Here is a 22,091-nt window from a genome sequence, read left to right as displayed (position 1 = left end):
ATCTGTGGGGTGTGAGTATGAGAATAATAAAAACATTAGCGATGGGCCTGACGCTAGCAGCAGCTTCTCAGGTAACCAGCGCGGCGGATTCTGGTTTCAACCTTGAAACGGTAGATCCAGAGGCAGACCGTATTGCGCTTCAGAAATACTTCAAAGCGCGTTTTCCTGAAAGTGAAATTTCGGATTACGTAAACGGTATCTACGCAGTGGATGCTGCTTCCCGTGAACAGTGGGAAGAGCTGGAGGAATTTCCTCCATACGAGTTTGATGTAGAAAAAGGTGAAGAACTGTTCAATACACCATTTGCTAATGGCAAGGGCTATGCTGATTGCTTTGAAAATGGTGGTATTGGGATTCGCCAGAACTATCCGTACTGGAATAAGGAAGAGGGAACCGTTAAGACTCTGGAGCAGGAGATTAACGAGTGTCGCGAAGCCAATGGTGAAAAACCGTTGAAATGGGGCAAGGGCGAGATCGCTCAGGTCTCTGCTTACATGGCCTGGACTTCTCGTGACAAAGAGTTCGATATCCAGATCCCTACGGATGACAAACGTGCTATGGCGGCTTATCTGGACGGTAAAAAGTTCTTCTACGCTAAACGCGGTCAGTTGAATCTGTCTTGTGCAAACTGTCATGTGCAGGGTACAAATATTGCTATCCGAGCTGATCTGCCAAGCCCGCAACTAGGTCACGTAACGCATTTCCCTGTATTCCGCTCTAAGTGGGGGGAGTTGGGTACGTTGCACCGCCGTTACAGTGGTTGTCATAAAGATTCCCGTTCTAATCCATTGAAGCCTCAGGCTGAACGTTTGCGTAATCTGGAGTATTTCCAGACTTATATGTCGAACGGCCTGATCGCTAATGGTCCTGGCGCACGTAAATAAAGAGGAGTTGCGAGATGAAGAAGAGTTTAATCATTGCAGCTGCTCTGGCGTTAGCGCCAACATTTGCAGCGGCCGAGTCTTTTCAGGAAGCGTTTGAGATGAATCGTGCGATGTACGGTACTGATCACACTTTTGCCTGGAATGGTAAACAGTACACCACGACTCATGAAGAGGAAGTGGAAGCACGTGTGAAACCAACAAAAGCCAATGCTGAAGCGCTGATTGCGAAAGCTGAAGCGAAAAATAAGGAAGTAGCTGAACTTGGTTTTGAGTGGAAGCTGACGCGCGGCATCATTAAAGATGCTAAAGCGGCCGTGGCTGAGGGTGAATACCAGAAAGCGCTGGATCTGGCTGCTCAAGCTAAATATCACGCGCGAATAGGTATTGCTCAGTACCATTACGCTCAGAAAAACTGGCACCTTTCTGTACCTCAGTAAGAGGTCATTGAAAGGTTTTTAAAAATGCCTGCACGTTATCTGCGTAGCGGGCATTTTTTTACCCCTTTGACATTGAATTAGGGTGAATTGATATGTCGATGACACGCCGCGAGTTTGCTCGTTTATTAGGTATGGCGGGCGCAGCTGGGATGTTGCCAGTGACAGGCTTTGCTGCAAAAAAACAGCCTTCGGATCTTTACGAAGTACCGAAGAGCGGAAATGTTCGTTTACTGCATATGACCGATTGTCATGCGCAGTTACTTCCGGTTTATTTCCGTGAACCGAATGTAAATCTTGGTATTGGTCAGGCTTATGGCCAGGCGCCGCATCTGGTTGGAGGTAAGCTGCTTAACCATTTTGGCATTGCTCCAGGTTCTCTTGAAGCACATGCTTTTACCTACCTGAATTTCGGGGATGCAGCGAGTCGATACGGTAAAGTGGGCGGCTTTGCTCACTTGAAAACCTTGGTTAACCGTTTGCGTGAAAGTTACGGTGCTGAAAATACGCTGTTGCTGGATGGCGGCGATACCTGGCAGGGCTCAGGTACTGCTTTTAAAACCCGTGGTATGGATATGGTAAAGGCGACCAACGAGCTTGGCGTCGATATTATGACAGGGCATTGGGAATTTACTTATCACCAGGAAGAGATTCTCAATAACATCAAAGCCTTTAACGGTGAATTCCTGGCAAACAATATCTATGTCACTGAAGATGCGTTGTTTGATGGGGCGGATGAATACGTACACGACGAAGATAGCGGTCACGTATTTAAGCCTTACACTATCCGGGAAATGGGTGGAGCCCGTATCGCGGTCATTGGCCAAGCCTTCCCGCGCACCAAAATTGCCAACCCTGCACGCTTTATTCCTGACTGGACATTCGATATCTACGACGATGAGATGCAGGAGCTGGTAGATCAGATCCGTGCAGAGGAGAGCGTCGACGCTGTTATCGTTATCTCTCATAACGGTATGGATGTTGATATCGCGATGGCTTCCCGAGTATCCGGTATTGACGTGATACTGGGTGGCCATACCCACGACGGGATGCCAGCCCCAACAGTTGTGAAAAACAATGCAGGGCAGACACTGGTCTGTAATGTTGGTTCTAACGGTAAGTTCCTGGGTGTTATGGACCTTGATGTCCGTAACGGTAAGGTTAACGGCTATAACTACCGACTTCTGCCGGTATTCTCTGAGATTCTGCCAGCCGATCCTGCGATGGCTAAATTAATCGATGATATTCGTGCTCCCTATCAGGATTGGCTAAGCGAAGAGCTGGCAGTCGCTGATGAGGTGATGTTTCGTCGTGGCAATTTTAACGGCACCTTTGACCAGGTGATCTGTAATGCCTTGATGGAGCAGAATGATGCGCAGATCTCTCTGTCACCAGGCTTCCGTTGGGGAACGTCGGTGCTTGAGGGACAGAAGGTAACGATGGAGCATGTTCTGGATCAGACCTGTCTGACCTACCCAGAAACGTATGTGCGCCCGATGAAAGGTTCGGAACTGAAACTGATTCTTGAAGATGTTGCTGACAATATCTTTAACCCGGAACCTTACCTGCAGTCTGGTGGCGATATGGTTCGTGTGGGTGGATTCGATTATGTCTGCGATCCAATGCAACCTATCGGTAAACGTATTACTGAGATGCGTCTGGATAATGGCGAGCTGATTGAGCCGAATAAGAGCTATACGGTGTCCGGATGGGCTACGGTAGGTGCTAAATCGGATGGCCCCATCATCTGGGATGTGGTTGCGGCCCATCTACGAGATAAGCAGGTTGCACGTATCGATAAACTGAATACGCCAATTCTGAAAAATGTCGCGGACAATCCTGGCATTGCTGGTTATGAAAAAATGGCTTAAACGCTTGTGTTCATAAAAAAAGCCTCTGCTATTCGCAGAGGCTTTTTTATTTTATCGGTCTACACTAATCTCAATAAGCTTATGGTTACAGGTATGTAGAAGTGCGCACTCTTTTTCTCATTGGCACATTACTGCTAACCACCGTCAAAGCAGAAGCGGAAACGGTGATTGAAGTGCTGGCGGTAGAGTATCCTCCCTTCACGACGGCGAAAGTAACGGGCAATGGTTTATCATTCCGGTTGTTGAAACAACATCTCAAAGAGGTTGATAAGCTGAGTTTAGAGCCCCTGTTTCTCCCTCCCGCGCGCCTTCAGCAGCGAATTAAATCCAATAACTGGTGCTTCAGCTTTTACCCGGTGGGGAAGGCTGTGGAATCAAAGTTTGTCGCCTTAGCTGATCGCACTTTTCGGATCGGCTTATTCTTCAAAGAAGATGACCCCAACCTGCATTGGCAAAGTCTCGAGCAGTTAGCGGGTTACCGAGTCGCAATTTTGCGCTCAGACCGTTCCAGCCAGTTGTATGACAGGTTTATCAAAGCTGGGCTCAGCCCCGTCTTTGTCGATGAAGTAGAGCAGGGTTTGAAGATGCTGCAGCTTAATCGAGTTGATGCTGCCTTGGGTGATGAGCATCTGCGTAATTTTGTGGGACTGGGTTTAAATAATCTGGAAGGAATAAAGTTTGCCGATACGCCCTTATTTGAAACTCAGATTGGTGTTTTTGTTAATTTGAATTGCCCGCACGCTGATCTTTTATAAATCTTTCAACTCTTGCCGAATCCGTTAGAATAGCTCTTCCGATCAGCGCATCAGGAGAGAAACGTGTCTCTTTCAAGGTTTTTAGTTTTATCTTCAGTACTGTTAATTTCTGCTTGTAACTCGGCGGGCGTAAAGTCTGAGTCGAGCCCTGATGTTGCGCCGGGTGAACAAAAACCGATGGAGATATCTCCAACCCGGACCCTACAGACAAAAAGCAACACAGCCCCCAGTACAAAGCCAGGCGAACTTAAACCTGCTAGCCAATTGGATATTATCGCTAACCGCTTAACTGCGGTGCAGGATCATCTGCTGCAGATCAAAACCCAGTCCGGGACCTTGCAACAACAAAATCAGGCACTGGCGGTTCAGCTACAAGCGTTAAAGACAAATCTAGATATTCTTCAGGCATCTGCTGACCAGCAGCAGGGTGAGAGCGAACAAGCAACCTCACCGGATGCCTTTAATGGTGTGCTTGACCAGATTACGATGATGGCGAATGAGTTGAGTAGCCAGGTGCAGGATGGTGCTTATCGGGTGTCGTCTACTTATACCGCGAAAGGGCAGTGGGTTCTGATCCGTTTCCACCGTTATACAGGTGAAACCTGGTTAGCTGATAAAGGTCAATGGAACCTGTTAGAAGAAACTGACGGTACTGGCACTGCTGAATATGAAGTAGTAGTGTTACGCGCGGATAAAGACGTTAAAGGCTATGTGGCCACACGTATTAACCGCATTTCAGGTGATACCTGGTGGTTAAAGCAGAATACCTGGCAGCCTTACCTAAGTAATTGATAGGTCCGAAGTGAAAGAACCTGTAGTTGAAGAGCTGATCGCACTGTTTAATCAGTTGTTTAAAAGCTCACTTAATACCATTCTGGTTAAAGGCGATGATGAGCCCATCTATCTGCCTGCAAATGACGAACATCCCAACCATCGCGTGATATTTGCCCATGGCTTCTACGCCAGTGCGTTACATGAAATCGCTCACTGGTGCGTTGCGGGCCCTGAACGTCGCCTCATCGAGGACTTTGGCTATTGGTATAAACCGGATGGACGAACCGCTGAAGAACAGGCCGAGTTTGAAAAAGTCGAGATCAGGCCGCAGGCTTTCGAATGGCTAATGTCCGCAGCAGCAGGGCATAAATTTCACTTTAGCGCTGATAATCTGGCTTCCGATATTGGCGCCAGTGATAGTTTTAAGACCAATGTGTTGGATATGGTCCATCAACTGATCGATCAGGGCCTGCCGGAAAGGGTTGGACTGCTGGTTGATGCCCTTTGCCAACAAAGCGGTCGTGGCCCCCTGTCTAAAGCCGAGTTTTCACTCAGCTAATCACAATCAATACTTCGTTTGATAGTTCGACGAACAGGCTTATTTACCCAGTTATCTCAGTCGCACTGAAATAACTGGGTTGATATGTTTAAGCCTGGCTTTCGTTAACCAGAATAACTTTGCGATGTGGGAACGGAATCTCGATGTTATTTTCATCCAGTGCTTTTTTCACTTGCTCAGGCACTGAGTAAAGAATATCGAAGTAATGTTCGCCTTTACAGAAAGGGCGTACCAAGAAATCAACAGAGCTATCGTTTAATGTTTCAACTTCGATAAAAGGTGCAGGAGTGTCCAGAATATGGGGGTGTTTAGCGATCACCTCTTCAATGACTGCGCGTGCAGCATCAATGTTTTCGTCATAAGCGATGCCGAAGTGCATATCCACACCACGGATCTGGTAGTGGGAGTGATTAACAATTTTTTCTCCCCAGATCTGGCTATTCGGAACGATAATTTGCTGGTGGTCAAAGGTTTCTAATACCGTGGTGAACAGATCGATCTCAGTCACATTACCGAAACAACCTGCGGCATCGATAAAATCGCCCACTTTATAAGGACGGAAGATCAATAACATCACGCCTGCAGCCAGGTTGGTCATAGTGCCTTGAAGCGCCAGACCAACGGCTAGACCAGCTGCACCCAGAAGCGCAACGATTGATGTTGTTTCTACGCCAAAGCGGTTCAGAACCGCAATAAAGACAAAGGCGAGAATCAGGTAGCGAACGATGCTACCCAGGAAGCGAAACAGCGTATCATCCAAGTGCTTGTTTTTGGCACCGATTGCGATAACGAACTTACTGACTTTACCTGCAAACCAAAAACCTATGATCAGGATGATAATGGCAAGCAGAATGTTGGTGGCCCAGGCCACTACGGCGGGTAGGTGTTGGTTCAGATCCAGACTGTCCAAAAATTCCATTGTGATAAGTCCCATTGATGATTATGGGAAGGAAGATAGTCGGACTTGGCTGAATAGAGGATGAAGAGGGCGGAACCAGGTCCGCCCAGGTCGGGTTATCGATACAATTAAGCAGAAATTTAAGCAGAAGGCTTTGCTTTCTGCCTGGTGCATTGATCAACCAGATATACGATCGATTGATAATCTATTCCGGAATGATGACTAAGGCCTATTTCACAGGTACGGCTGGTGGAGTAACCACTGTTACAACCCTCTACCTGATATGCAAGGCTGCTTAGCGCTGATTCATTCAGTTCCGGAGTGGTAAAACCTTTATCTCCGGCAAAACCACAACAAGTGATCTGATCGGGAATCACCACATCAGTGCTGCAGGCTCGCATAACTTCTACAACCTTTTTATCCAGTCCCATTTTGCGAGCTGAACAAGTGATATGCAGAGCCACTTTCTCGTCAACCGGTGTGAACTCAAGTTTGTCCATCATATAGGTATGGATGAAGTCGACCGGTTCGAAGAGTTTAATTCGCGGATCAAGATGATCTTTTAACTGCATAGTACAGGGGCTGGTATCACAATAGACCGGAATCTCACCGTTGTTGGACGCCTCCAGTAACATCTGTACAGTTTCAGCGGCCTTAGCATCGGCCTGATTAAACATACCTTTACTCTTGAATGGCATCCCGCAGCACTGCTCTTTTAAGCCTGCTGGGTAGATGATCTCAAATCCCGCTTTCTTCAATAAGGCTTCAGTTTTATCAACCAGCGATGTTTGTTCATCCGCACCACGCGCAGGCCCCATTGTGCGACTTGCACAGCTAGGTAGGTAAACTACTTTGAGTTTATTATCAGAGCTGTCCTGAGCTGTGACGTTACGGTCGGTGGTGATCAGCTTAGGCGCGGCTGTCGGCATCTCCGGGCTCCAGTATCCGATCTTTTTGCCCGATAGCTTACGTGCAGTTCGTGTGACCGCGCCCATCGCTTTGCTGCCCAGAATGCCATGGCTGATATCTGCCATACCAAAAGCGGCTTTAGCTGCTGTGGTTACCGTACCGAAGTGATTCGCGATCCATTCGGACATACCTTCACGGCTGGCATGGCGGTCGTGACGTAGTTGCCTTACCAGGTCTCCGGTATTGATGCCTACCGGGCAAACTGTAGAGCACAATCCGCAGCCAGCACAGGTGTCGATCGCCATGTAGTCGTATTCGTCAGCAAAGGTTTGCTGGTTCTCACCGTCCAGTAGGGCAAGCTCGCGTTTGCCGATAATACGTTGTCTTGGGCTCAGGGTCAGATTGCGTGACGGACACATACGCTCGCAGAAACCGCACTCAATACACTGGTCAACAATATCACTGACCGCAGCCATAGGTTTCAGGTTGCTAATGTGAAGTTTAGGATCACGGGTGATCATTACATCGGGGTTCAAAATGCCGTGCGGGTCGAAGATCCGCTTGATCTCCAGCATGACAGCATAGGCTTCTTCTCCCCACTCTTTTCGAACGAAGGGAGCCATGTTACGACCTGTGCCGTGCTCTGCTTTGAGAGAACCATCGTACTTGTCGACAACTACATCACATACTTCGTCGATAAAGCGCTCATAACGGTCGACCTCTTCTGGACTTCCGAAGCCCTGCGAGAAGATGAAATGGAGGTTTCCATCCAAAGCGTGTCCGTAGATAACGCCGTCATCATAGCCATGCTTCTGCATGAGCTGCTGCAGATCAACTAGCGCATCAGCCAGGGTTTCAATTGGGAAGGCTACGTCTTCGATCAGCGCGGTGGTTCCTTTAGGTCGGGTTGCCCCAACCGCTGGGAAAATACCCTTACGGATATTCCAGTAAGCTTGGTACTCTTCAGGTTTGTCAGTGAAGCTGGCAGCTACGACAAGCTCGAGGTCTTCGATCTCGGTCAGAATGGTCGCAATATTGCTTTCCAGTACTGACTGTTCGTCGGCTTCCGCTTGCACCAGGATAGCAGTCGCGCCTTCCGGTACACCTGCAATATATGAAGGTACGCCGTCCATATGCTGCACTGCTTTAAGTGCGAAATAGTCGATCATTTCCGCAGCGGAGACAGGGGTCTTATTTAGTTTGAATCGGGTGACTGCAATACTTGCAGTACGGATATCCGGGAAAACCAGAAACGCAGAGGCCTTTAACGGGTACTTTCGGATTGTGTTGTGGGTGATCTCTGAGATAAAGCCTAATGTACCCTCGGAGCCGATCATCAGACGAGCGATCATATCGATTGGGTCGTCCCACTCTAACAGCGAACGGAGACCGTAGCCGGTTGTATTTTTAACTTCGTATTTTCTCAGGATACGCTTACTTAACTCTACATTGCTGCGCAGAAGCTGAGACAAGCTTTCAATCTCTGAGATCATTGTTGCATGGCTACGGCGGAAAGCTGAGCGGCTCTCCTCTGATCCTGTATCAAGGACAGTGCCATCGAGGAATACAAAACGAGCTGAATCCATGACACCATAGGTGTCCATGGAGTTCATGCCCGCAGCGTTATTGATAGCAATGCCGCCGACGGTTGCGGCATCAATGGATGCCGGCATCGGCGCAAGTTGGCGCTGCATAGGCTCCAGATAGCGGTTGGCATCCCCACCCAGAACGCCGCTCTGCATACGTATTTTTTTACCATCTTCCAGAATCTCATAATCTTTCCAGTCAGGGGTGAGTGAGAGCAGAATTGAATCAGTTATCGACTGACCTGACAGACTGGTACCGGAAGCGCGAAAAGTAATGGGTAGGGTCATTTCTGAAGCCAGGCCCATCAGGCGGATCATCTCTGCCTCGTTAGCAACCTGAACAATAACCTTAGGCAACAAGCGGTAGAAGCTTGCATCGGTACCATAGGCAAGAGTACGAAGATAATCAGTAATGATCCGTTTGTGGGGAATGAATTCAGCAGCTCTGCCTATAAATTCCTGATACTTATCTTGTTCCTGCATAGTGCCATCCTGTCGATTTGCTCTTGGTTATTATGGTTTTGTACAGGTTAGCCTAACGGGTATAATTAAATTAGAGTGTCTAATCGAATTTAATTGATTCCATAAGTTTACTAATAGGCTGCTGATGAACAACCTTGATGATATGCTGCTGTTTGCTCAGGTCGTTAAACTGAAATCATTCCGAGCTGTAGCTGAGCAGAGAGGCGTAGCCAGTTCGGTAGTGAGTAAGCATATTTCCCGATTGGAAAAGCACCTGGGCGTTCAGTTGTTGATTAGAACCACACGCAAGTTAAATCTCACGGAAGCGGGAAGGGAATTCTTCCGTCACTGCCAGCAATTAGAAAGTAGTGTCGCTTTAGCGGAAAGAGCCGTATCTCAGCATGCAGAGCAGCCTCAGGGGCTCCTGCGTATAGCCGCGCCGATGATCTCCGGCCAGTATTTTTTACCTGCAGTGATCGATGAATATCTTCGCTTATATCCTGACATGAGAGTAGAGATGATCATCAAAGACAGCTTTCAGGATCTGGTCTCTTCCGGGTTTGATCTTGCTATCCGAACCGGAACGCTTTCAGATTCGTCTCTGAGAGCACGCCGGTTGGTTGAGTCACGCTGGTATGCTTATGCTTCTCCTGATTATCTACAGACCCATGGCACTCCTTCCGCAATAGATGACCTGGCGTTACATAACTGTCTCCAGTTTAGTTATCAGGAAACAGGCCCCCATGAGTGGCCTGTAACTACGGGTGGTAAACCCGGGAAAGTCAAAGTACAGGGAAGATTTGAAGCCAGCTCTTTAGTTACGTTAAGAGAGGCATCAGTATCGGGCATGGGTATAGCGTTTATGCCGGTTTATCTGGTGCGGGAGCAAGTCAAGCAAGGGCAGTTGGTAGCGGTTTTACAGGACCATATCTACCGGGATGTGGGTATCTATGCCATCTACCCTAACATAAGATATGTGCCCCGGAAGATCAGCGCTTTTATTGATATCTTAAGTGATACCTACGCTGAGCAGTGCTGCGAATTTCATTAACTCAGTTACTGGATGCGAGTTCTTGCTCAATTGCGTTCAGACATACCTGTACGTTGATGGGGAGTTCTTTGTCGAAGCTATGTAAAGCGTAGATTGGGTTTGGTGGGAGTTTGTACCCCGGAAACAGAGGCTTAAGCCCCGAACTTTTCTCGTTGACGATAAAATCTGGCAACAGGCCTATGCCGGATCCTGAGCGAATAAGCTTAAGGCAGGTGTGAAAGGAGTTAGCTATGCACTTCGGCATGCTTTCAAAGTCCATTTTGTTACCATCAGGGTCTGTCATCTGGTATGTGATTCTCTTCCCTTCCCAGACGTTTGCAATATAGTGGTGATCGCCAAACGGGGCTTCACTGAGGGCTGGAGCTCCACAGAGTATATCCCTAAATTCTCCGATGCGGCGTTGTTTCAGGCTACTATCTCTCGATGCGCCAACACGTATTGCCAGATCAATCTTTTCTGTCATTAAATCCAACTGAGCATCACTACTAACAAATTCAGGAATGAGCTCAGGGCACTCTTGCAGAACTCTTTCTATTGCCGGGACAACAAGCGAATCCATTAGCGCATGGGGGGCGGTGATTCTGATCCGACCTTTTGGCTGTTTACGAACCTGCAGAGCTTCATGCCAGGCTTGATCTGCTACCTCGTTCAGGCGTTTGCAATGGCTATAAAAAGTCTGGCCCGCGGGGGTAAGGTGCTGGCGTCGAGTGGTGCGTTTGAGGAGCGTCAGTCCGAGTTCATTTTCAAGAGTTTTCAGATGCTGGCTGACAACCGATTTTGAAAGCCCTAATGATTCCGCCGCTGCAGTAATTGAGCCGCTCTCCACAACGTGGGCAAAGACAGACATATGTCTGAGTTGATTCATTTATTTGTCCGTAAAAACAGAACAGTCTGTTATCTATAGTTTGTTTTTCTGCGATTAATCCCAGTTTAGTCTTCTTCCCATTAATGACCAAGAGGATTTGAAAGATGACTGAGCAAAATATTTTAGCTGTATGTGAAGAGGGTATTCGTCGTTGGCAAATGGCTTTTAACAATCAGGATGCGGAAGGTTGTGCAAACCAGTATTGCGAAGATGCCGTTATGCAGGCAAAACCTTTCGGTACATTTACGGGTAGGGACGAGATTCAGGCTTTTTGGCAAAACATAATGGATCAGGGTTTTGCCGACGTAGATTATACTGATGTGAAATGGGAAGCCGTTGATGAGGGGGGCTACTTATTGAGTTCGAGCTGGACGATGAATAAAGCATTTGGGGTCGTGCATCGCGAGCACTGGATCATTGAAACGGATGGACAAGCCAGATTGATCAGCGATGAATTTGAGGTTCAAGGGGAACGATAACCCTCAATTGAACGCTGTGCTAGCTAGAGTCTGGGCTCTAGCTACTAATCCAAAACGTGATTGTCCAAAACTCCTTTATCTATAAGTTTCTGCAAAACTTCCTGACATCTCTCTTTCATACGGTCTCTGAGCAACCGAACTGCGGGTGTAATCGATTGGCGGGTGGGGCAGATTAACCAGAGCTCAGTCACTCTGGGGCTGTATTCTGGCATTACATTCACCAGGCGATCGTTTAATAGATCATCTGACAGGTCCAGGCAGGATTTAACCGCTAGCCCTTTTCCGGTAACCGCCCAGCGCCGGACAAGATCAGCATCGTTCGATGCACGGTTGCCACTCATTTTTATTTTGTAACTCTGACCCTCTTTAGTGAATGTCCAGATATCATGAATAACGTCGTGAAGCTGGTAGAAGAGTCCATTGTGGCTGGCCAGGTCATGGGGGTGTTCAGGCGTGCCGTACTGGTCAAGGTAGCTTTGGGTTGCACAGAGCAGCCCTGGCACATTGCAGATCTTGAATCCATATAGGTTTGCGTCTGAAGGGGAACCATAGCGTAGTGCAATATCTATCCTGTCGCGATAGAAGTCTATATTACTGTCACTAACATGGGTGCTCAGGGTCAGGGCAGGATAATCATCTATAAACTCGTCCAGCCAGGGAGTGAGTAAATTTCTGCCAAGATCCGATGGCATCGCAATTCTCAATTCGCCATCGATAATATCTAACTCATGCTTCAAGCCCTGTTTAGCTTGTTCGAGCATTTGCAGTGCTTGTTCGCATTGGGGAATGTATTTCTCTCCGGCTGTAGTCAGGCGAAGCTGCCGAGTCGTTCGGGCAAACAGTTCGACCCCCAGCGCATTTTCAACACGTTTGAGCGCTGCGCTTGCTGTCGCTGTACGCATATCAAGATTATTTGCCGCTGCAGTGATGCTACGTAATTTAGCGACTTCCAGTACTACCTGAAGATCTTCTAGAAGCATATTCTCAAAAATAATTTGATAATGATTCAATTATTATGCTGTTTAATGGCGTGTAATCAAGATCTAAACTTCATTTCAATGTTGCGGCCTAAGCGTTTTAGGTCAACCGAACTGAATTGGAGAAAGAAAATGAAAGCGATTGGTTACCTGAAATCACTCCCTATTACTGAGGCTGAATCCCTGATTGATATTGAACTGGATCAGCCGGTTGCCACTGGAAAAGATCTGTTGGTTAAAGTGAAAGCCATCGCTGTAAATCCGGTTGATTATAAGATTCGCCAACGTATGGCGTCTGAAGATGGTAGTTATAAAGTGATCGGCTGGGATGCAGTGGGAGAAGTAGTTGCAACCGGTGAACAGGTGACAAACTTTAAACCGGGTGACGCTGTTTACTATGCAGGTGATCTGACTCGCCCAGGCAGTAACGCTGAATTCCAACTGGTCGACGAGCGAATTGTTGGCCGTAAGCCAACAAGTCTATCCGATTCAGAAGCAGCGGCTCTGCCACTCACAACTATTACCGCCTGGGAACTACTGTTCGAGCATCTACAGTTAAAACAACAAACCGTAGGGCAAGTTGAGAAAACCGATGAGGTTCTATTGGTTATTGGCGCTGCTGGTGGAGTAGGTTCAATCCTCGTGCAATTAGCGAAGAAATTGACCGGGGCCACTGTTATTGGAACTGCTTCTAGAGAAGGTTCGCAAAAATGGGTAACTGATCTGGGGGCTGATCATGTTATTGATCATCGCCAGCCACTTGCGCCACAGATAGAAGCACTCGGTCTGCAGCTTTCACATGTGGCAAGTTTGAATGCAACAGACTCTTATTTCGATACTTACATAGAGATGCTGAAGCCCTTCGGGCGGATTGCAATGATCGATGACCCTGAACAGCCACTGGATATTTTGAAAATGAAGCCTAAGAGCTTATCGCTGCATATTGAGTTTATGTACGCGCGTTCCATGTTCCAGGCGGATGACATGATAGAGCAAAGCAATTTGCTAAATGCCGTCGCTGATCTCTTGGACCAGGGGCATATTAAAACTACGGTAGGTAAGCATCTGGGTAAAATTAATGCAGATAACCTGAAAGCGGCTCATGCAGAGCTCGAAGCCGGTCAGTCTATCGGAAAGATCGTTCTCGAAGGTTTCTGATACGGGTGAGTGCGGTGGGGCAAACTGCTTCACCGTTTTAAAGGAGAAAGTAAGATGGCTTTTTATTCTGTGCTTGCGGTGACACCTACATCAGGAGATTGGGGCGAAGCATACGTAAAAGAGACCCTGCCGATTTTGCAAGAGTATGGTGGCCGTTATCTGGCCCGTACCAGTAGTCATGAGCAACTTGAAGGGACTGAATCGAGTGCGGTGTTACGTATTCTTATCGAATGGCCAAGCCGTGATGCAGCGGTGGATTTTATGAATGATCCCGGTTACCAGCCTCATTTAGAGGCTCGTACACAGGGTTCGGTGAGCGAACATTTCTTAATCGAAGGTAAAGATGACCTTATTGGTTAAGGAGAGAGTGGGCATGACAAAAACAATCCTTATCACAGGTTCTACCGATGGCATTGGTTTAGCGACGGCGTTAAGGCTCGCTGAAGAGGGCCATCATATTCTGTTGCATGGTCGAAGCGAAAAGAAATTAGCAGAGGCACAGAACAAACTGAAACAGGTTGAAGGCTCAGGCGGGGTAAGCTGCTATCAGGCTGATCTATCGGTTATGGCTGATGTGGTTCGCTTCGCAGAAAAGGTAAAAGCTGAGCAGACTCATATTGATGTGCTGATCAATAATGCCGGAATTTTCAAAACAGAAGAGAGAATTACCTCAGACGGATTAGATGTTCGCTTTGCTGTAAATACAGTAGCGCCTTATCTTCTGACCGAAAAGTTGTTGCCTATGTTGGGTAATCAGGGGCGTGTAATCAATCTCTCCTCAGCTGCTCAATCGGAGGTCAACCTGGAAGCATTGCTGGGGGTGGTCAGTGTCGAACAGGATTTTAATGCTTATGCGCAAAGCAAACTGGCAATCACTATGTGGTCGCGCGTTCTGGCTAAAAGTCTGACTGCTGGGCCTGCGGTCATTGCTGTAAATCCAGGATCTATGCTGGGGACAAATATGGTACAGAAGGGATTCGGTGTCTCAGGCAATGATATTTCAATCGGTGTGAATATCCTCACTGCACTAGCCTTAGATGATAAATATCAGCAATGTTCAGGGCAGTATTTTGATAATGATGCGGGACACTTTGCAGATCCACATATTGATGCCCTGGACCAACACAAATCGGTGGCGGTAGTGGACGCAATCAAAAATATTTTAACAGAGCTAAAACTTTAGGGATCAATCATGGCAAAGCTAACCATCGTGGCAAATATCTTCGCTAAACCAGGCAAGCAAGCGTTGCTAGCGACAGAATTACAAAAGTTGATACCGCCGACATTGGCTGAGCCAGGTTGTATTAATTACAACCTTCATCAGGATAATGAAAACCCGGCACATTTTATGTTTTTCGAAAATTGGGAGAGTCGTGAGCTGTGGAGAGATCACATGGATTCAAATCATCTCAAGGAATACCTAAAAGCCGTTGAAGGGGCAGTTGAAAGTTTTACCGTGAATGAGATGGCAGAAATTAGCTAATAACTCAATGTTTTGCCAATGGTATGGCTATACAGTGGAGTATCAAGAAGGGCAATTGAGGGCTTGGGTTAGTCGTTTAAGCAATGGCCTTTAACTCAACCAGAGTATTTTCCGGATAAATACTCTTTGAACTCTGTAATGAAGGTTCTTACTCGGGCTGATAGGTGTTTACGGTGTGGGTAAATAATATTTACAGGTTGGCAATTATCGAACTGATTATCCAATAAGGTGACTAATTCACCCGTACGGATATACTCAGCCACCGCAAAATCAGGTCCGTAGGAGAGCACGGAATGGTTTCTGGCGATTTGAGCTGCTGCTACTGCGCTGTTAACACGTATCGACTGTGTCGGCGTAACTGTAATTTCGCCTTGAGCTGTAGGGAATTGCCAGTAATTGTGGCGGTAATTACTATCGAATACACAAGGGTATTGATTAAGTTCAGTGATGGACTGGGGCGTTCCAAAAGTAGCCAAGAATTCGGCTGATGCGCACAGATGCATTTGTACCTGACCCACCTGATTTGCGATGAGTGAAGAATCACTAAGGTTACCTATCCTTATCGCTGCATCAAACCCTTCGCTGACAATGTCTACGTATCTATCGCTTAAAACGATCTCTATCCGTAAGTCAGGGTGTTTTTTTATCAGGCCCGAAATAAAAGGCATCACAATCAGCTCACCATAGTTTGTTGGGGCTGAAATCCTGAGTTGCCCCACCAGACTGTGATGCTGTTCTTTCAGGCGAGATTCTAAGTTACTAATTTCATCGAGAATCTGTCTGCATTGCTCATAATAGCTTTTCCCCGCTGTTGTTGGCATTACGCTTCGAGTTGAACGGGTTACTAAGCTGACCTGTAAATGTTCCTCGAGTTGGGATATCTGAGTGCTGATAAGTGCTTTCGTTTTTCCCAGCCTTTTCGCCGCAGCGGTATAGCTGCCTTCTTCATACACGGCCAGATAGGCTTGCATAAGGTTCAATTTATTCATTGTTAAATAATATTAAACTTTGTTTTAAATATTGCTTGTATTGTTAGATTTTGTTTTGTTGCGGATAATTTTTCAAACACTTTTTGGAGAATTTGAAAATGCGACAGACTCATGAATATGCTGCAACTGTTTTACGTATTGCGCTTGGCGTTATGTACTTGGCACATGGATCATTAAAACTTTTTGTTTTTACCCCAGAGGGTACAGCGGGTTTCTTTGCTTCGTTAGGTTTGCCAGGAGGACTAGGGTATCTGGCAATTGCTGCTGAGCTGATTGGCGGGGCTGCATTGATACTTGGGCTATTCACTCGTTTAGTTAGCATCGCACTATTGCCCATTCTTTTGGGGGCTACTTTTCTAGTTCATGCGGAAAATGGCTGGAGTTTCAGTAATCAAGGTGGCGGTTGGGAGTATCCTGCCTTCTTAATCTTTACCTCTCTGGCTTTAAGCCTGCTAGGAAATGGTGCGTTTGCTGTAAAAAGTCCTTTTAAGAGTAGAGCGGTATAAATTGTGTAAGCCTCTGTTTTACAGGGGCTGATACGAGGTAAATAACATGTTAGTGAATGGACAGTGGCAGCGTAAGTGGGACCCGGTTCAGGCGAAAGATTCTGAAGGTCGCTTTATACGTCAGAGCAGTAGCTTTACATCTCGTCTGGGGGCTTCTGATATTGAGTCTGGGCGTTACAGTTTAATTGTTGGGTATATTTGCCCTTGGGCAACGAGAACTCTGATAGCTCGATCGTTACTAGGTCTGGAAGAACATATCGACATCAAGGTAGTTAATCCGGTTTTGACTGATTTTGGCTGGCGCTTTGGTGGTTTTCCTGGGGCGACAGTAAGTGGTTATTCCGGCGTTGAATATGTTCATCAGCTTTATACCCAGACCCAAGCCGATTATACAGGCAGAGCCACTGTGCCGGTGCTATGGGATAACAAGGGTCAGTGCATTGTTAATAATGAATCTGCCGATATTTTGAAGATATTCAATCAGGATATGAGAGTTTTGCACCAGTCTTCTATAGATTTGCGGCCTGCCGCGATTGAGGATGCGATAGATAGATTCAATGAGCGTATCTATGATTCGCTGAATAATGGTGTGTATCGAGCGGGCTTCGCTTCAAGCCAGCAGGCCTATGAAGAAGCAGTGGATCAGGTGTTTGCTGCATTAGATCAATTGGAAGAGCTGTTCACTAATCAAAAATATGCACTAGCTAACGGGTTAACAGAATGCGATATACGGCTTTTTGTCACATTGGTTAGATTTGATCCTGCATATTTTTCTTTATTTAAAACAAATGTACGGAGAATTGAAGATTACCCGGCGCTAAGCGCCTATCTGGAAAGGCTGCTTCAGATTGAAGCATTTTCTGTTAATACCCGCATAGACCATATTAAATCGGGGTATTACTCAATTAAAGCACTGAACCCTTTGGGCATTGTGCCAAAAGGACCTGATTTACCCTGGTTCAAATATCTTAAGGAGGGGGTATGAGTTCTCCTGTCATGTTTATAAGTCACGGCTCACCGATGTTCTCGGTGGAGCCGGGGAGAGCCGGTTTGCTCTTAAATGAGCAATCAGCATGTTTTGACCATTGTCGTGCTATTTTGATTCTATCTCCTCACAGGATCACCAATGGCACTAAACTCAGCTCTGCTTCGAAACTTGAAACTATTCATGACTTTGGTGGCTTCCCTTCGGAGCTATACGAAATAGAATATCCTGCGACTGGGGATGTTAACTGCGCTGAAGAGATAAAAACTTGTCTGAAGAGTGCAGGAATAAGTGCCGTGTCTGATGATAACCATGGTTTAGATCATGGTGCTTGGGTTCCTCTTATTCATTTACGCCCTGAAGCGGATATACCGATCATCCAGATTTCACTGGATCAATCCCATAGTTTGAGTTCGTTGTATGAGATGGGCCAAGCGCTCGCCCCGCTTAAAGAGAAGGGGATTGCAATCATTGGGTCGGGTGGTATTACCCATAACTTATTTGATATCCGTAGGGGGAGTGAGCAGGTCGCTCCCTATGCTAGTCGTTTCCAAGAATGGGTGAGAGGTAAGGTTCGGGCTCGTGCATTGGGTCAGCTTATGAACCCGCAGGAATACACGAACGATTTTAAGCGCGCTCACCCAACAGCGGAACATTACGCACCATTGCTCTTTGCGCTTGGGGCTTCGGAAGGAAGCGAGGAGCCGCTTGTACTTGAGAGTGAGATCCTCAATTACGCAATATCAATGGAGAGTTACATCTGGAAGTAAAAAAGCCTGGCACTTGCCAGGCTTTTTAATAATAGCTTTGCGATATTAGTGATGTTTGTGGTGCTTCATTCCACCCATCACTTTCTTGACCGGAATCGTTAGTTCTTGTGAACTACCGTCAGAAAATTCCAGGTTCAGATCAATGTTATCACCTTCCATCAGGTCTTTTTTAAGGCCGATCAGCATGACATGCAAACCGCCTGGTTGAAGATGAGCCATACCTTTGGCAGGAATATCGATCTTCTCTATCTGGCGCATTTTCATAACGCCATTTTCATTTATGTGGTTATGTAGCTCAACAACCTTAGCAACGCTTGAGCTACCTGATACCAGAGATACTGATTTTTCTTCATCATTGTTAAGCATCATAAACGATGCGCTGTTCATCTGGCCTGGAGGTACGGCGCGAGCATAAGCATCCTTAACAGTGACTTCAGCCATTGCCATTGAAGATGTTGCCATTGCTGCAACCAATAAACCGCGGTTAAACCATGTTTTGATCATCTCTGTTCCTTGTTATAACAAGTTGCGAATTTCTGCTGCCAGCTCTTTGGGGTTGGTCGCGTGAACCAATGCTTTGGCCAGGTTGCCTTCTTTATCAATGACATAAAGTCTTGAAGAGTGATCGACCGCATAACCCATCGCTGAGTTATCCATATCAACCATGCGATAAAACGCACCATACTGTTTTACGACTTTATCGATTGTTTCTCTGTCGGCGGTTGCACCCGTAAAATTAGGGTGGAAGAAGCCGGCATACTTGGCGAGTTTCTCAGTGCTGTCACGATCGGGATCAACACTCATAAAGATACCGCTTACCTGGTTTTGCTCTGCTTCATTTAATTCATGTAAACCTTGAGACGCGACAGCTAAAGCCGTTGGGCAGATGTCCGGGCAGGATGCGTAGCCGATAAAAAACAGCACAACCTTACCGCGATAATCCTCTAGTTTAAGCTCGCCGTGTTGAGATTGAAGCGTAAAATCTCCGCCGAGCTTTTCACCTAACGCGATGCGTTGTTCGACCGGCTGGGGGCGAAGATAAAAAGCGACAGCGACACCGATTAACATCATCAGTGTTAGTAATAGGAGGTTACGTAATGCCTTCATAATTATTCCCTGATCACCGCTATCTACTGTGCATCAAACTCAAATGCCGCATCGGTGATAACACCGTTGGCCTCGGTTTTGATGGTTGCGACCCATGTCATTGTTCCTGTTGTACAGACGGCCAGTGTCACATCAGCCTGCCATTGATTATCCGTACCCGGAACAGGTTTCATCATGACCTGATTAAGCCCCATGAACATCTCTTTTCCTTGCAGATCGACCATTACTTGCTCGGCTTTTATATCAGCCAATGTAACGATGAAAGGCAAAGCTTTAGCTGAGTGAATACTATCTGTATCAATACTCAGGCTGATCGATTGAGATTTATCCTGAGCTAAGCAGCTACTATTATTCAAATCGCACCTGGGGGCTGTTGGCAAACTACGAGATTGTGGGGGCGCATCCTGCAACAGCTTTGGCAGATAGAGGGCAGAGCCCAGGCCTGCAACCACAACGAGTATGCCTGCAATTTGAAGGAGAAGGGTGTTTTTTCCCTTGGCTGGGTCTGTCATGTCTGTCTAATCCCGAGTACAGAATATATTGTAGGTGCTGCGGCTATCATAAAAGAAGTGACAAATTGTCGCACGGCAGGTTCATTAACTTGCCAAGAAAGCTTTTATTTGGGCCTCAATAGCGTTCCAGTTTTCATCCTGCTCACTGATGAACTCTACGCGGCTATCGCGTCGGTAAGCAATTTCGGAAATCTCTGTTTCTGTTGCTACACGATTGTAGAACAACCAGCCCCTATCCGTGTGAAATACGCCTTTGATTCGTTGCATGTTAAGGCTGTCCAGATACTCAAACAGCCTGTGGTTGACAAAACGGTCTTCGCTGGAAAATACCCAGCCGCAGCTGAACATTCCGTTACCCGTACCGGTTTTACTCAGAGGCTGGCCCTTACTGGGGGTGATCTGAAACATCAGTGATGGTGTGGTGCTAACCGAAGGCTCAACCGCTACTTGTTTTTCATGGCTATGGGCGTCTGGGAACTCGCTTACCAGGTTGTCGGTACGAACCCTATCGAGGAGTTCGATATTTAATACCGCTTCCCGGTTCTCCTTTATAAGTTGTTTAGCAGGATAAAGGGATTCGCTGAACTCTCGTGCCTGTTCCACTTCGGTTTGATCGCACAAGTCCGTTTTACTGATTAGTACAATGTCAGCCAGATTGAGTTGGTCTCTGAAAGTTGGATGATCATTTATCTCCGGAGAAGACAATGCCCGAGGGTCGAGCAGGCAGATAACAGAACGCAGATCCAGAACCTTCTTGAACTGGTCACTTTGCAGACTATCTATAATACCTGCAGGGTGGCCAACCCCCGTCGGTTCAATGATTAGGCGATCAGGCTTTGTTCTGCGAATCAGCGTAGTCAATGTTGATGTTAGCGCCGGTCCTAAAGCACAACATATGCAACCGCCCACCAATTCTTTTATCGCGAGTCCCTCTTGATCAGAGGTGTTCATTGCTACCTGATCGATACCGATCTGGCCAAATTCATTTACCAGAATAGCCCAGGTCTCATCCTCAGGTTTTTGCTTGAGCAGACTATTGATTGCAGTCGTTTTCCCAACGCCCAAAAAACCCGTAATGATATTGGTTGGAATATTACTCAGTTTCGACACGGCGTTTTTCTCTTTTTACCAGCGCAGGAAGTTGTGAAACCAACATACCTACTAACATCAAACTACAACCTATTATGCCTGCAGTACTAAACTGCTCATTTAGCATCAGCCAACCGCCAAAGGCGGCCGCAACGGCTTCCAAACTCATAATAATAGCTGCATGGGCGGGTGGAGCGTGCTTCTGTGCAAATATTTGCAAAGTATAGGCGATACCCACTGAGATAAGTCCCGCATAGGCAATCGGTGCCCAGGAGCTTACTGCATTCTCGACTGTGAAACTGTCGGCTTCAATAAACAGCGCAACAATCCCACTGAGCAGGGCACAGATAACAAACTGGGAAATGGCGAGACGCAGGTTATCTAGTTTGGGGGCAAGTTTAGCGATGATAAGCACATGAGCTGCCCAGCATGCCGCGCCCAGCAATTCCAGAATATCGCCAAAATTGATCGCGCTGAGATCCTGAAAGCTAAGTAGGTAAAGGCCTCCCACCGCGAAAAGCCCTCCGATCCAGGTGTTGATGTTCGTTGTCTGGCCTATAAAAAGGCCTAAAAGCGGCACCAAAATAATATAGAGGCCTGTAATAAACCCGGCATTCCCCGCGGTTGTATAGACGAGCCCGGCTTGCTGGAAGGAAGCTCCTGCAAACAATACTCCTCCTGCAATAAGTCCGCTTTTCAGCAACTCTTTATTACAGTGGGATTCCGGAGCTTTGACAAAAAGGAGCAGGGGGATAAGAGAGCAGGCACCCAACATAAAGCGAAGGGCATTGAAACCAAAGGGGCCCAATGACTCCATTCCTAGTCGTTGTGCGACAAAAGCAAAGCCCCATATAGTGGCAACCAGTAGCAGCATCAGATCTGCTTGAAGTTTTTTTGACTGCATAGAAGTAAGTTGTTTGATGCAAGATTTTGAAGGCGCCTAAAGTACTCCTATCGAGTTGAAACGTAAAATAGAATTATTTTTTAA

General features: G+C 46.8%; 25 protein-coding genes. 15 read left to right on the top strand and 10 right to left on the bottom strand.

Features of this window, described 5'->3' with window-relative positions:
• Window positions 1-17 precede the first annotated feature (17 nt).
• The 6 genes from soxA to MED92_RS04735 all read left to right on the top strand — a co-directional run bounded on the left by soxA (window position 18) and on the right by MED92_RS04735 (window position 5,277).
• Window positions 18-884: a sulfur oxidation c-type cytochrome SoxA gene (gene soxA / locus MED92_RS04760; RefSeq protein ID WP_007020365.1), complete on the top strand. Its 867-nt coding sequence runs from the start codon at window positions 18-20 to the stop codon at window positions 882-884.
• Between the two features lie 14 nt (window positions 885-898).
• Complete coding sequence (locus MED92_RS04755; protein ID WP_007020364.1) at window positions 899-1,321, top strand: SoxAX-binding protein; 423 nt, start codon at window positions 899-901, stop codon at window positions 1,319-1,321.
• 92 nt (window positions 1,322-1,413) lie between these two features.
• On the top strand, window positions 1,414-3,189 hold the full coding sequence (gene soxB / locus MED92_RS04750) for a thiosulfohydrolase SoxB (RefSeq protein WP_007020363.1): 1,776 nt from the start codon (window positions 1,414-1,416) through the stop codon (window positions 3,187-3,189).
• A gap of 101 nt (window positions 3,190-3,290) precedes the next feature.
• Complete coding sequence (locus MED92_RS04745; RefSeq protein ID WP_007020362.1) at window positions 3,291-3,944, top strand: substrate-binding periplasmic protein; 654 nt, start codon at window positions 3,291-3,293, stop codon at window positions 3,942-3,944.
• Window positions 3,945-4,007: 63 nt separating this feature from the next.
• Window positions 4,008-4,736: a hypothetical protein gene (locus MED92_RS04740; protein WP_007020361.1), complete on the top strand. Its 729-nt coding sequence runs from the start codon at window positions 4,008-4,010 to the stop codon at window positions 4,734-4,736.
• A 10-nt stretch (window positions 4,737-4,746) separates the two neighbouring features.
• Window positions 4,747-5,277: an elongation factor P hydroxylase gene (locus MED92_RS04735; RefSeq protein WP_007020360.1), complete on the top strand. Its 531-nt coding sequence runs from the start codon at window positions 4,747-4,749 to the stop codon at window positions 5,275-5,277.
• Between the two features lie 88 nt (window positions 5,278-5,365).
• Here the strand turns inward: MED92_RS04735 and MED92_RS04730 are convergent, their stop codons facing one another.
• Both MED92_RS04730 and MED92_RS04725 read right to left on the bottom strand, forming a co-directional pair.
• Complete coding sequence (locus MED92_RS04730) at window positions 5,366-6,196, bottom strand: mechanosensitive ion channel family protein (RefSeq protein WP_007020359.1); 831 nt, start codon at window positions 6,194-6,196, stop codon at window positions 5,366-5,368.
• A gap of 119 nt (window positions 6,197-6,315) precedes the next feature.
• Window positions 6,316-9,153: an FAD-binding and (Fe-S)-binding domain-containing protein gene (locus MED92_RS04725; protein WP_007020358.1), complete on the bottom strand. Its 2,838-nt coding sequence runs from the start codon at window positions 9,151-9,153 to the stop codon at window positions 6,316-6,318.
• Window positions 9,154-9,277: 124 nt separating this feature from the next.
• On the opposite strand from MED92_RS04725, the gene MED92_RS04720 reads away from it, so the two are divergent.
• Window positions 9,278-10,183 (top strand): LysR family transcriptional regulator, encoded by a 906-nt coding sequence (locus MED92_RS04720; protein WP_007020357.1) that lies wholly within the window; start codon window positions 9,278-9,280, stop codon window positions 10,181-10,183.
• A 1-nt stretch (window position 10,184) separates the two neighbouring features.
• Here MED92_RS04720 and MED92_RS04715 read toward each other — a convergent pair whose 3' ends face one another.
• Entirely contained in the window at window positions 10,185-11,048 is an 864-nt protein-coding gene (locus tag MED92_RS04715) for a LysR family transcriptional regulator (protein WP_040661565.1), read from the bottom strand.
• 104 nt (window positions 11,049-11,152) lie between these two features.
• Here MED92_RS04715 and MED92_RS04710 point away from each other — a divergent pair, with 104 nt between their 5' ends.
• Window positions 11,153-11,527 (top strand): YybH family protein, encoded by a 375-nt coding sequence (locus tag MED92_RS04710; protein ID WP_007020355.1) that lies wholly within the window; start codon window positions 11,153-11,155, stop codon window positions 11,525-11,527.
• A 44-nt stretch (window positions 11,528-11,571) separates the two neighbouring features.
• On the opposite strand, the gene MED92_RS04705 is transcribed toward MED92_RS04710, so the two are convergent.
• Entirely contained in the window at window positions 11,572-12,537 is a 966-nt protein-coding gene (locus tag MED92_RS04705; protein WP_007020354.1) for a LysR family transcriptional regulator, read from the bottom strand.
• A 99-nt stretch (window positions 12,538-12,636) separates the two neighbouring features.
• Between MED92_RS04705 and MED92_RS04700 the strand changes: the two genes are divergently transcribed.
• The 4 genes from MED92_RS04700 to MED92_RS04685 are packed head-to-tail and all read left to right on the top strand — an operon-like array spanning window position 12,637 to window position 15,145.
• Window positions 12,637-13,662, top strand: coding sequence for a zinc-binding alcohol dehydrogenase family protein (locus MED92_RS04700; RefSeq protein WP_007020353.1), 1,026 nt, complete (start codon window positions 12,637-12,639; stop codon window positions 13,660-13,662).
• A gap of 54 nt (window positions 13,663-13,716) precedes the next feature.
• Window positions 13,717-14,022, top strand: a complete 306-nt coding sequence (locus MED92_RS04695) for a DUF1330 domain-containing protein (RefSeq protein ID WP_007020352.1) — start codon at window positions 13,717-13,719, stop codon at window positions 14,020-14,022.
• A 13-nt stretch (window positions 14,023-14,035) separates the two neighbouring features.
• Window positions 14,036-14,845 carry an SDR family NAD(P)-dependent oxidoreductase gene (locus MED92_RS04690; RefSeq protein WP_007020351.1) on the top strand — a complete coding sequence of 270 codons (810 nt, stop codon included), beginning with the start codon at window positions 14,036-14,038 and terminating at the stop codon, window positions 14,843-14,845.
• A gap of 9 nt (window positions 14,846-14,854) precedes the next feature.
• On the top strand, window positions 14,855-15,145 hold the full coding sequence (locus MED92_RS04685; protein WP_007020350.1) for a putative quinol monooxygenase: 291 nt from the start codon (window positions 14,855-14,857) through the stop codon (window positions 15,143-15,145).
• A 95-nt stretch (window positions 15,146-15,240) separates the two neighbouring features.
• Here the strand turns inward: MED92_RS04685 and MED92_RS04680 are convergent, their stop codons facing one another.
• Entirely contained in the window at window positions 15,241-16,134 is an 894-nt protein-coding gene (locus MED92_RS04680; protein ID WP_007020349.1) for a LysR family transcriptional regulator, read from the bottom strand.
• Window positions 16,135-16,232: 98 nt separating this feature from the next.
• Between MED92_RS04680 and MED92_RS04675 the strand changes: the two genes are divergently transcribed.
• The 3 genes from MED92_RS04675 to MED92_RS04665 are packed head-to-tail and all read left to right on the top strand — an operon-like array spanning window position 16,233 to window position 18,395.
• Window positions 16,233-16,640, top strand: a complete 408-nt coding sequence (locus MED92_RS04675) for a DoxX family protein (RefSeq protein WP_007020348.1) — start codon at window positions 16,233-16,235, stop codon at window positions 16,638-16,640.
• Window positions 16,641-16,686: 46 nt separating this feature from the next.
• A complete protein-coding gene (locus MED92_RS04670) occupies window positions 16,687-17,625 on the top strand; it encodes a glutathione S-transferase family protein (protein ID WP_007020347.1) in 939 nt (312 codons plus the stop codon).
• Window positions 17,622-18,395 carry a DODA-type extradiol aromatic ring-opening family dioxygenase gene (locus MED92_RS04665; protein WP_007020346.1) on the top strand — a complete coding sequence of 258 codons (774 nt, stop codon included), beginning with the start codon at window positions 17,622-17,624 and terminating at the stop codon, window positions 18,393-18,395. The genes MED92_RS04670 and MED92_RS04665 overlap by 4 nt, the downstream gene beginning before the upstream one ends.
• Window positions 18,396-18,440: 45 nt before the next feature.
• Here MED92_RS04665 and MED92_RS04660 read toward each other — a convergent pair whose 3' ends face one another.
• From MED92_RS04660 to MED92_RS04640, 5 genes are all read right to left on the bottom strand, one after another.
• Window positions 18,441-18,899, bottom strand: a complete 459-nt coding sequence (locus MED92_RS04660; RefSeq protein WP_007020345.1) for a copper chaperone PCu(A)C — start codon at window positions 18,897-18,899, stop codon at window positions 18,441-18,443.
• Window positions 18,900-18,911: 12 nt separating this feature from the next.
• Window positions 18,912-19,502 carry an SCO family protein gene (locus MED92_RS04655; RefSeq protein ID WP_007020344.1) on the bottom strand — a complete coding sequence of 197 codons (591 nt, stop codon included), beginning with the start codon at window positions 19,500-19,502 and terminating at the stop codon, window positions 18,912-18,914.
• A gap of 23 nt (window positions 19,503-19,525) precedes the next feature.
• Entirely contained in the window at window positions 19,526-20,014 is a 489-nt protein-coding gene (locus MED92_RS04650) for a hypothetical protein (protein WP_007020343.1), read from the bottom strand.
• An 84-nt stretch (window positions 20,015-20,098) separates the two neighbouring features.
• A complete protein-coding gene (locus MED92_RS04645) occupies window positions 20,099-21,124 on the bottom strand; it encodes a CobW family GTP-binding protein (protein WP_007020342.1) in 1,026 nt (341 codons plus the stop codon).
• Complete coding sequence (locus MED92_RS04640; protein ID WP_007020341.1) at window positions 21,108-22,007, bottom strand: DMT family transporter; 900 nt, start codon at window positions 22,005-22,007, stop codon at window positions 21,108-21,110. Before MED92_RS04640 ends, MED92_RS04645 begins: the two co-directional genes overlap by 17 nt.
• Between the last annotated feature and the right edge of the window lie 84 nt (window positions 22,008-22,091).

The sequence above is a fragment of the Neptuniibacter caesariensis genome (assembly GCF_000153345.1).
Classification (GTDB): Bacteria; Pseudomonadota; Gammaproteobacteria; order Pseudomonadales; family Balneatricaceae; genus Neptuniibacter; species Neptuniibacter caesariensis.
This window is presented reverse-complemented; position numbering and strand designations above follow the sequence as displayed.

Bases quoted from the DNA above. Each gene is read 5' to 3' on its own strand.
- MED92_RS04755 (WP_007020364.1), top strand. From the start codon at position 899: ATGAAGAAGAGTTTAATCATTGCAGCTGCTCTGGCGTTAGCGCCAACA.
- MED92_RS04680 (WP_007020349.1), bottom strand. From the start codon at position 16,134: ATGAATAAATTGAACCTTATGCAAGCCTATCTGGCCGTGTATGAAGAA.
- MED92_RS04675 (WP_007020348.1), top strand. From the start codon at position 16,233: ATGCGACAGACTCATGAATATGCTGCAACTGTTTTACGTATTGCGCTT.
- MED92_RS04700 (WP_007020353.1), top strand. From the start codon at position 12,637: ATGAAAGCGATTGGTTACCTGAAATCACTCCCTATTACTGAGGCTGAA.
- MED92_RS04670 (WP_007020347.1), top strand. From the start codon at position 16,687: ATGTTAGTGAATGGACAGTGGCAGCGTAAGTGGGACCCGGTTCAGGCG.
- MED92_RS04695 (WP_007020352.1), top strand. From the start codon at position 13,717: ATGGCTTTTTATTCTGTGCTTGCGGTGACACCTACATCAGGAGATTGG.
- MED92_RS04730 (WP_007020359.1), bottom strand. From the start codon at position 6,196: ATGGAATTTTTGGACAGTCTGGATCTGAACCAACACCTACCCGCCGTA.
- MED92_RS04665 (WP_007020346.1), top strand. From the start codon at position 17,622: ATGAGTTCTCCTGTCATGTTTATAAGTCACGGCTCACCGATGTTCTCG.
- MED92_RS04720 (WP_007020357.1), top strand. From the start codon at position 9,278: ATGAACAACCTTGATGATATGCTGCTGTTTGCTCAGGTCGTTAAACTG.
- soxB (WP_007020363.1), top strand. From the start codon at position 1,414: ATGTCGATGACACGCCGCGAGTTTGCTCGTTTATTAGGTATGGCGGGC.
- MED92_RS04710 (WP_007020355.1), top strand. From the start codon at position 11,153: ATGACTGAGCAAAATATTTTAGCTGTATGTGAAGAGGGTATTCGTCGT.
- soxA (WP_007020365.1), top strand. From the start codon at position 18: ATGAGAATAATAAAAACATTAGCGATGGGCCTGACGCTAGCAGCAGCT.
- MED92_RS04685 (WP_007020350.1), top strand. From the start codon at position 14,855: ATGGCAAAGCTAACCATCGTGGCAAATATCTTCGCTAAACCAGGCAAG.
- MED92_RS04660 (WP_007020345.1), bottom strand. From the start codon at position 18,899: ATGATCAAAACATGGTTTAACCGCGGTTTATTGGTTGCAGCAATGGCA.
- MED92_RS04640 (WP_007020341.1), bottom strand. From the start codon at position 22,007: ATGCAGTCAAAAAAACTTCAAGCAGATCTGATGCTGCTACTGGTTGCC.
- MED92_RS04655 (WP_007020344.1), bottom strand. From the start codon at position 19,502: ATGAAGGCATTACGTAACCTCCTATTACTAACACTGATGATGTTAATC.
- MED92_RS04725 (WP_007020358.1), bottom strand. From the start codon at position 9,153: ATGCAGGAACAAGATAAGTATCAGGAATTTATAGGCAGAGCTGCTGAA.
- MED92_RS04650 (WP_007020343.1), bottom strand. From the start codon at position 20,014: ATGACAGACCCAGCCAAGGGAAAAAACACCCTTCTCCTTCAAATTGCA.
- MED92_RS04690 (WP_007020351.1), top strand. From the start codon at position 14,036: ATGACAAAAACAATCCTTATCACAGGTTCTACCGATGGCATTGGTTTA.
- MED92_RS04715 (WP_040661565.1), bottom strand. From the start codon at position 11,048: ATGAATCAACTCAGACATATGTCTGTCTTTGCCCACGTTGTGGAGAGC.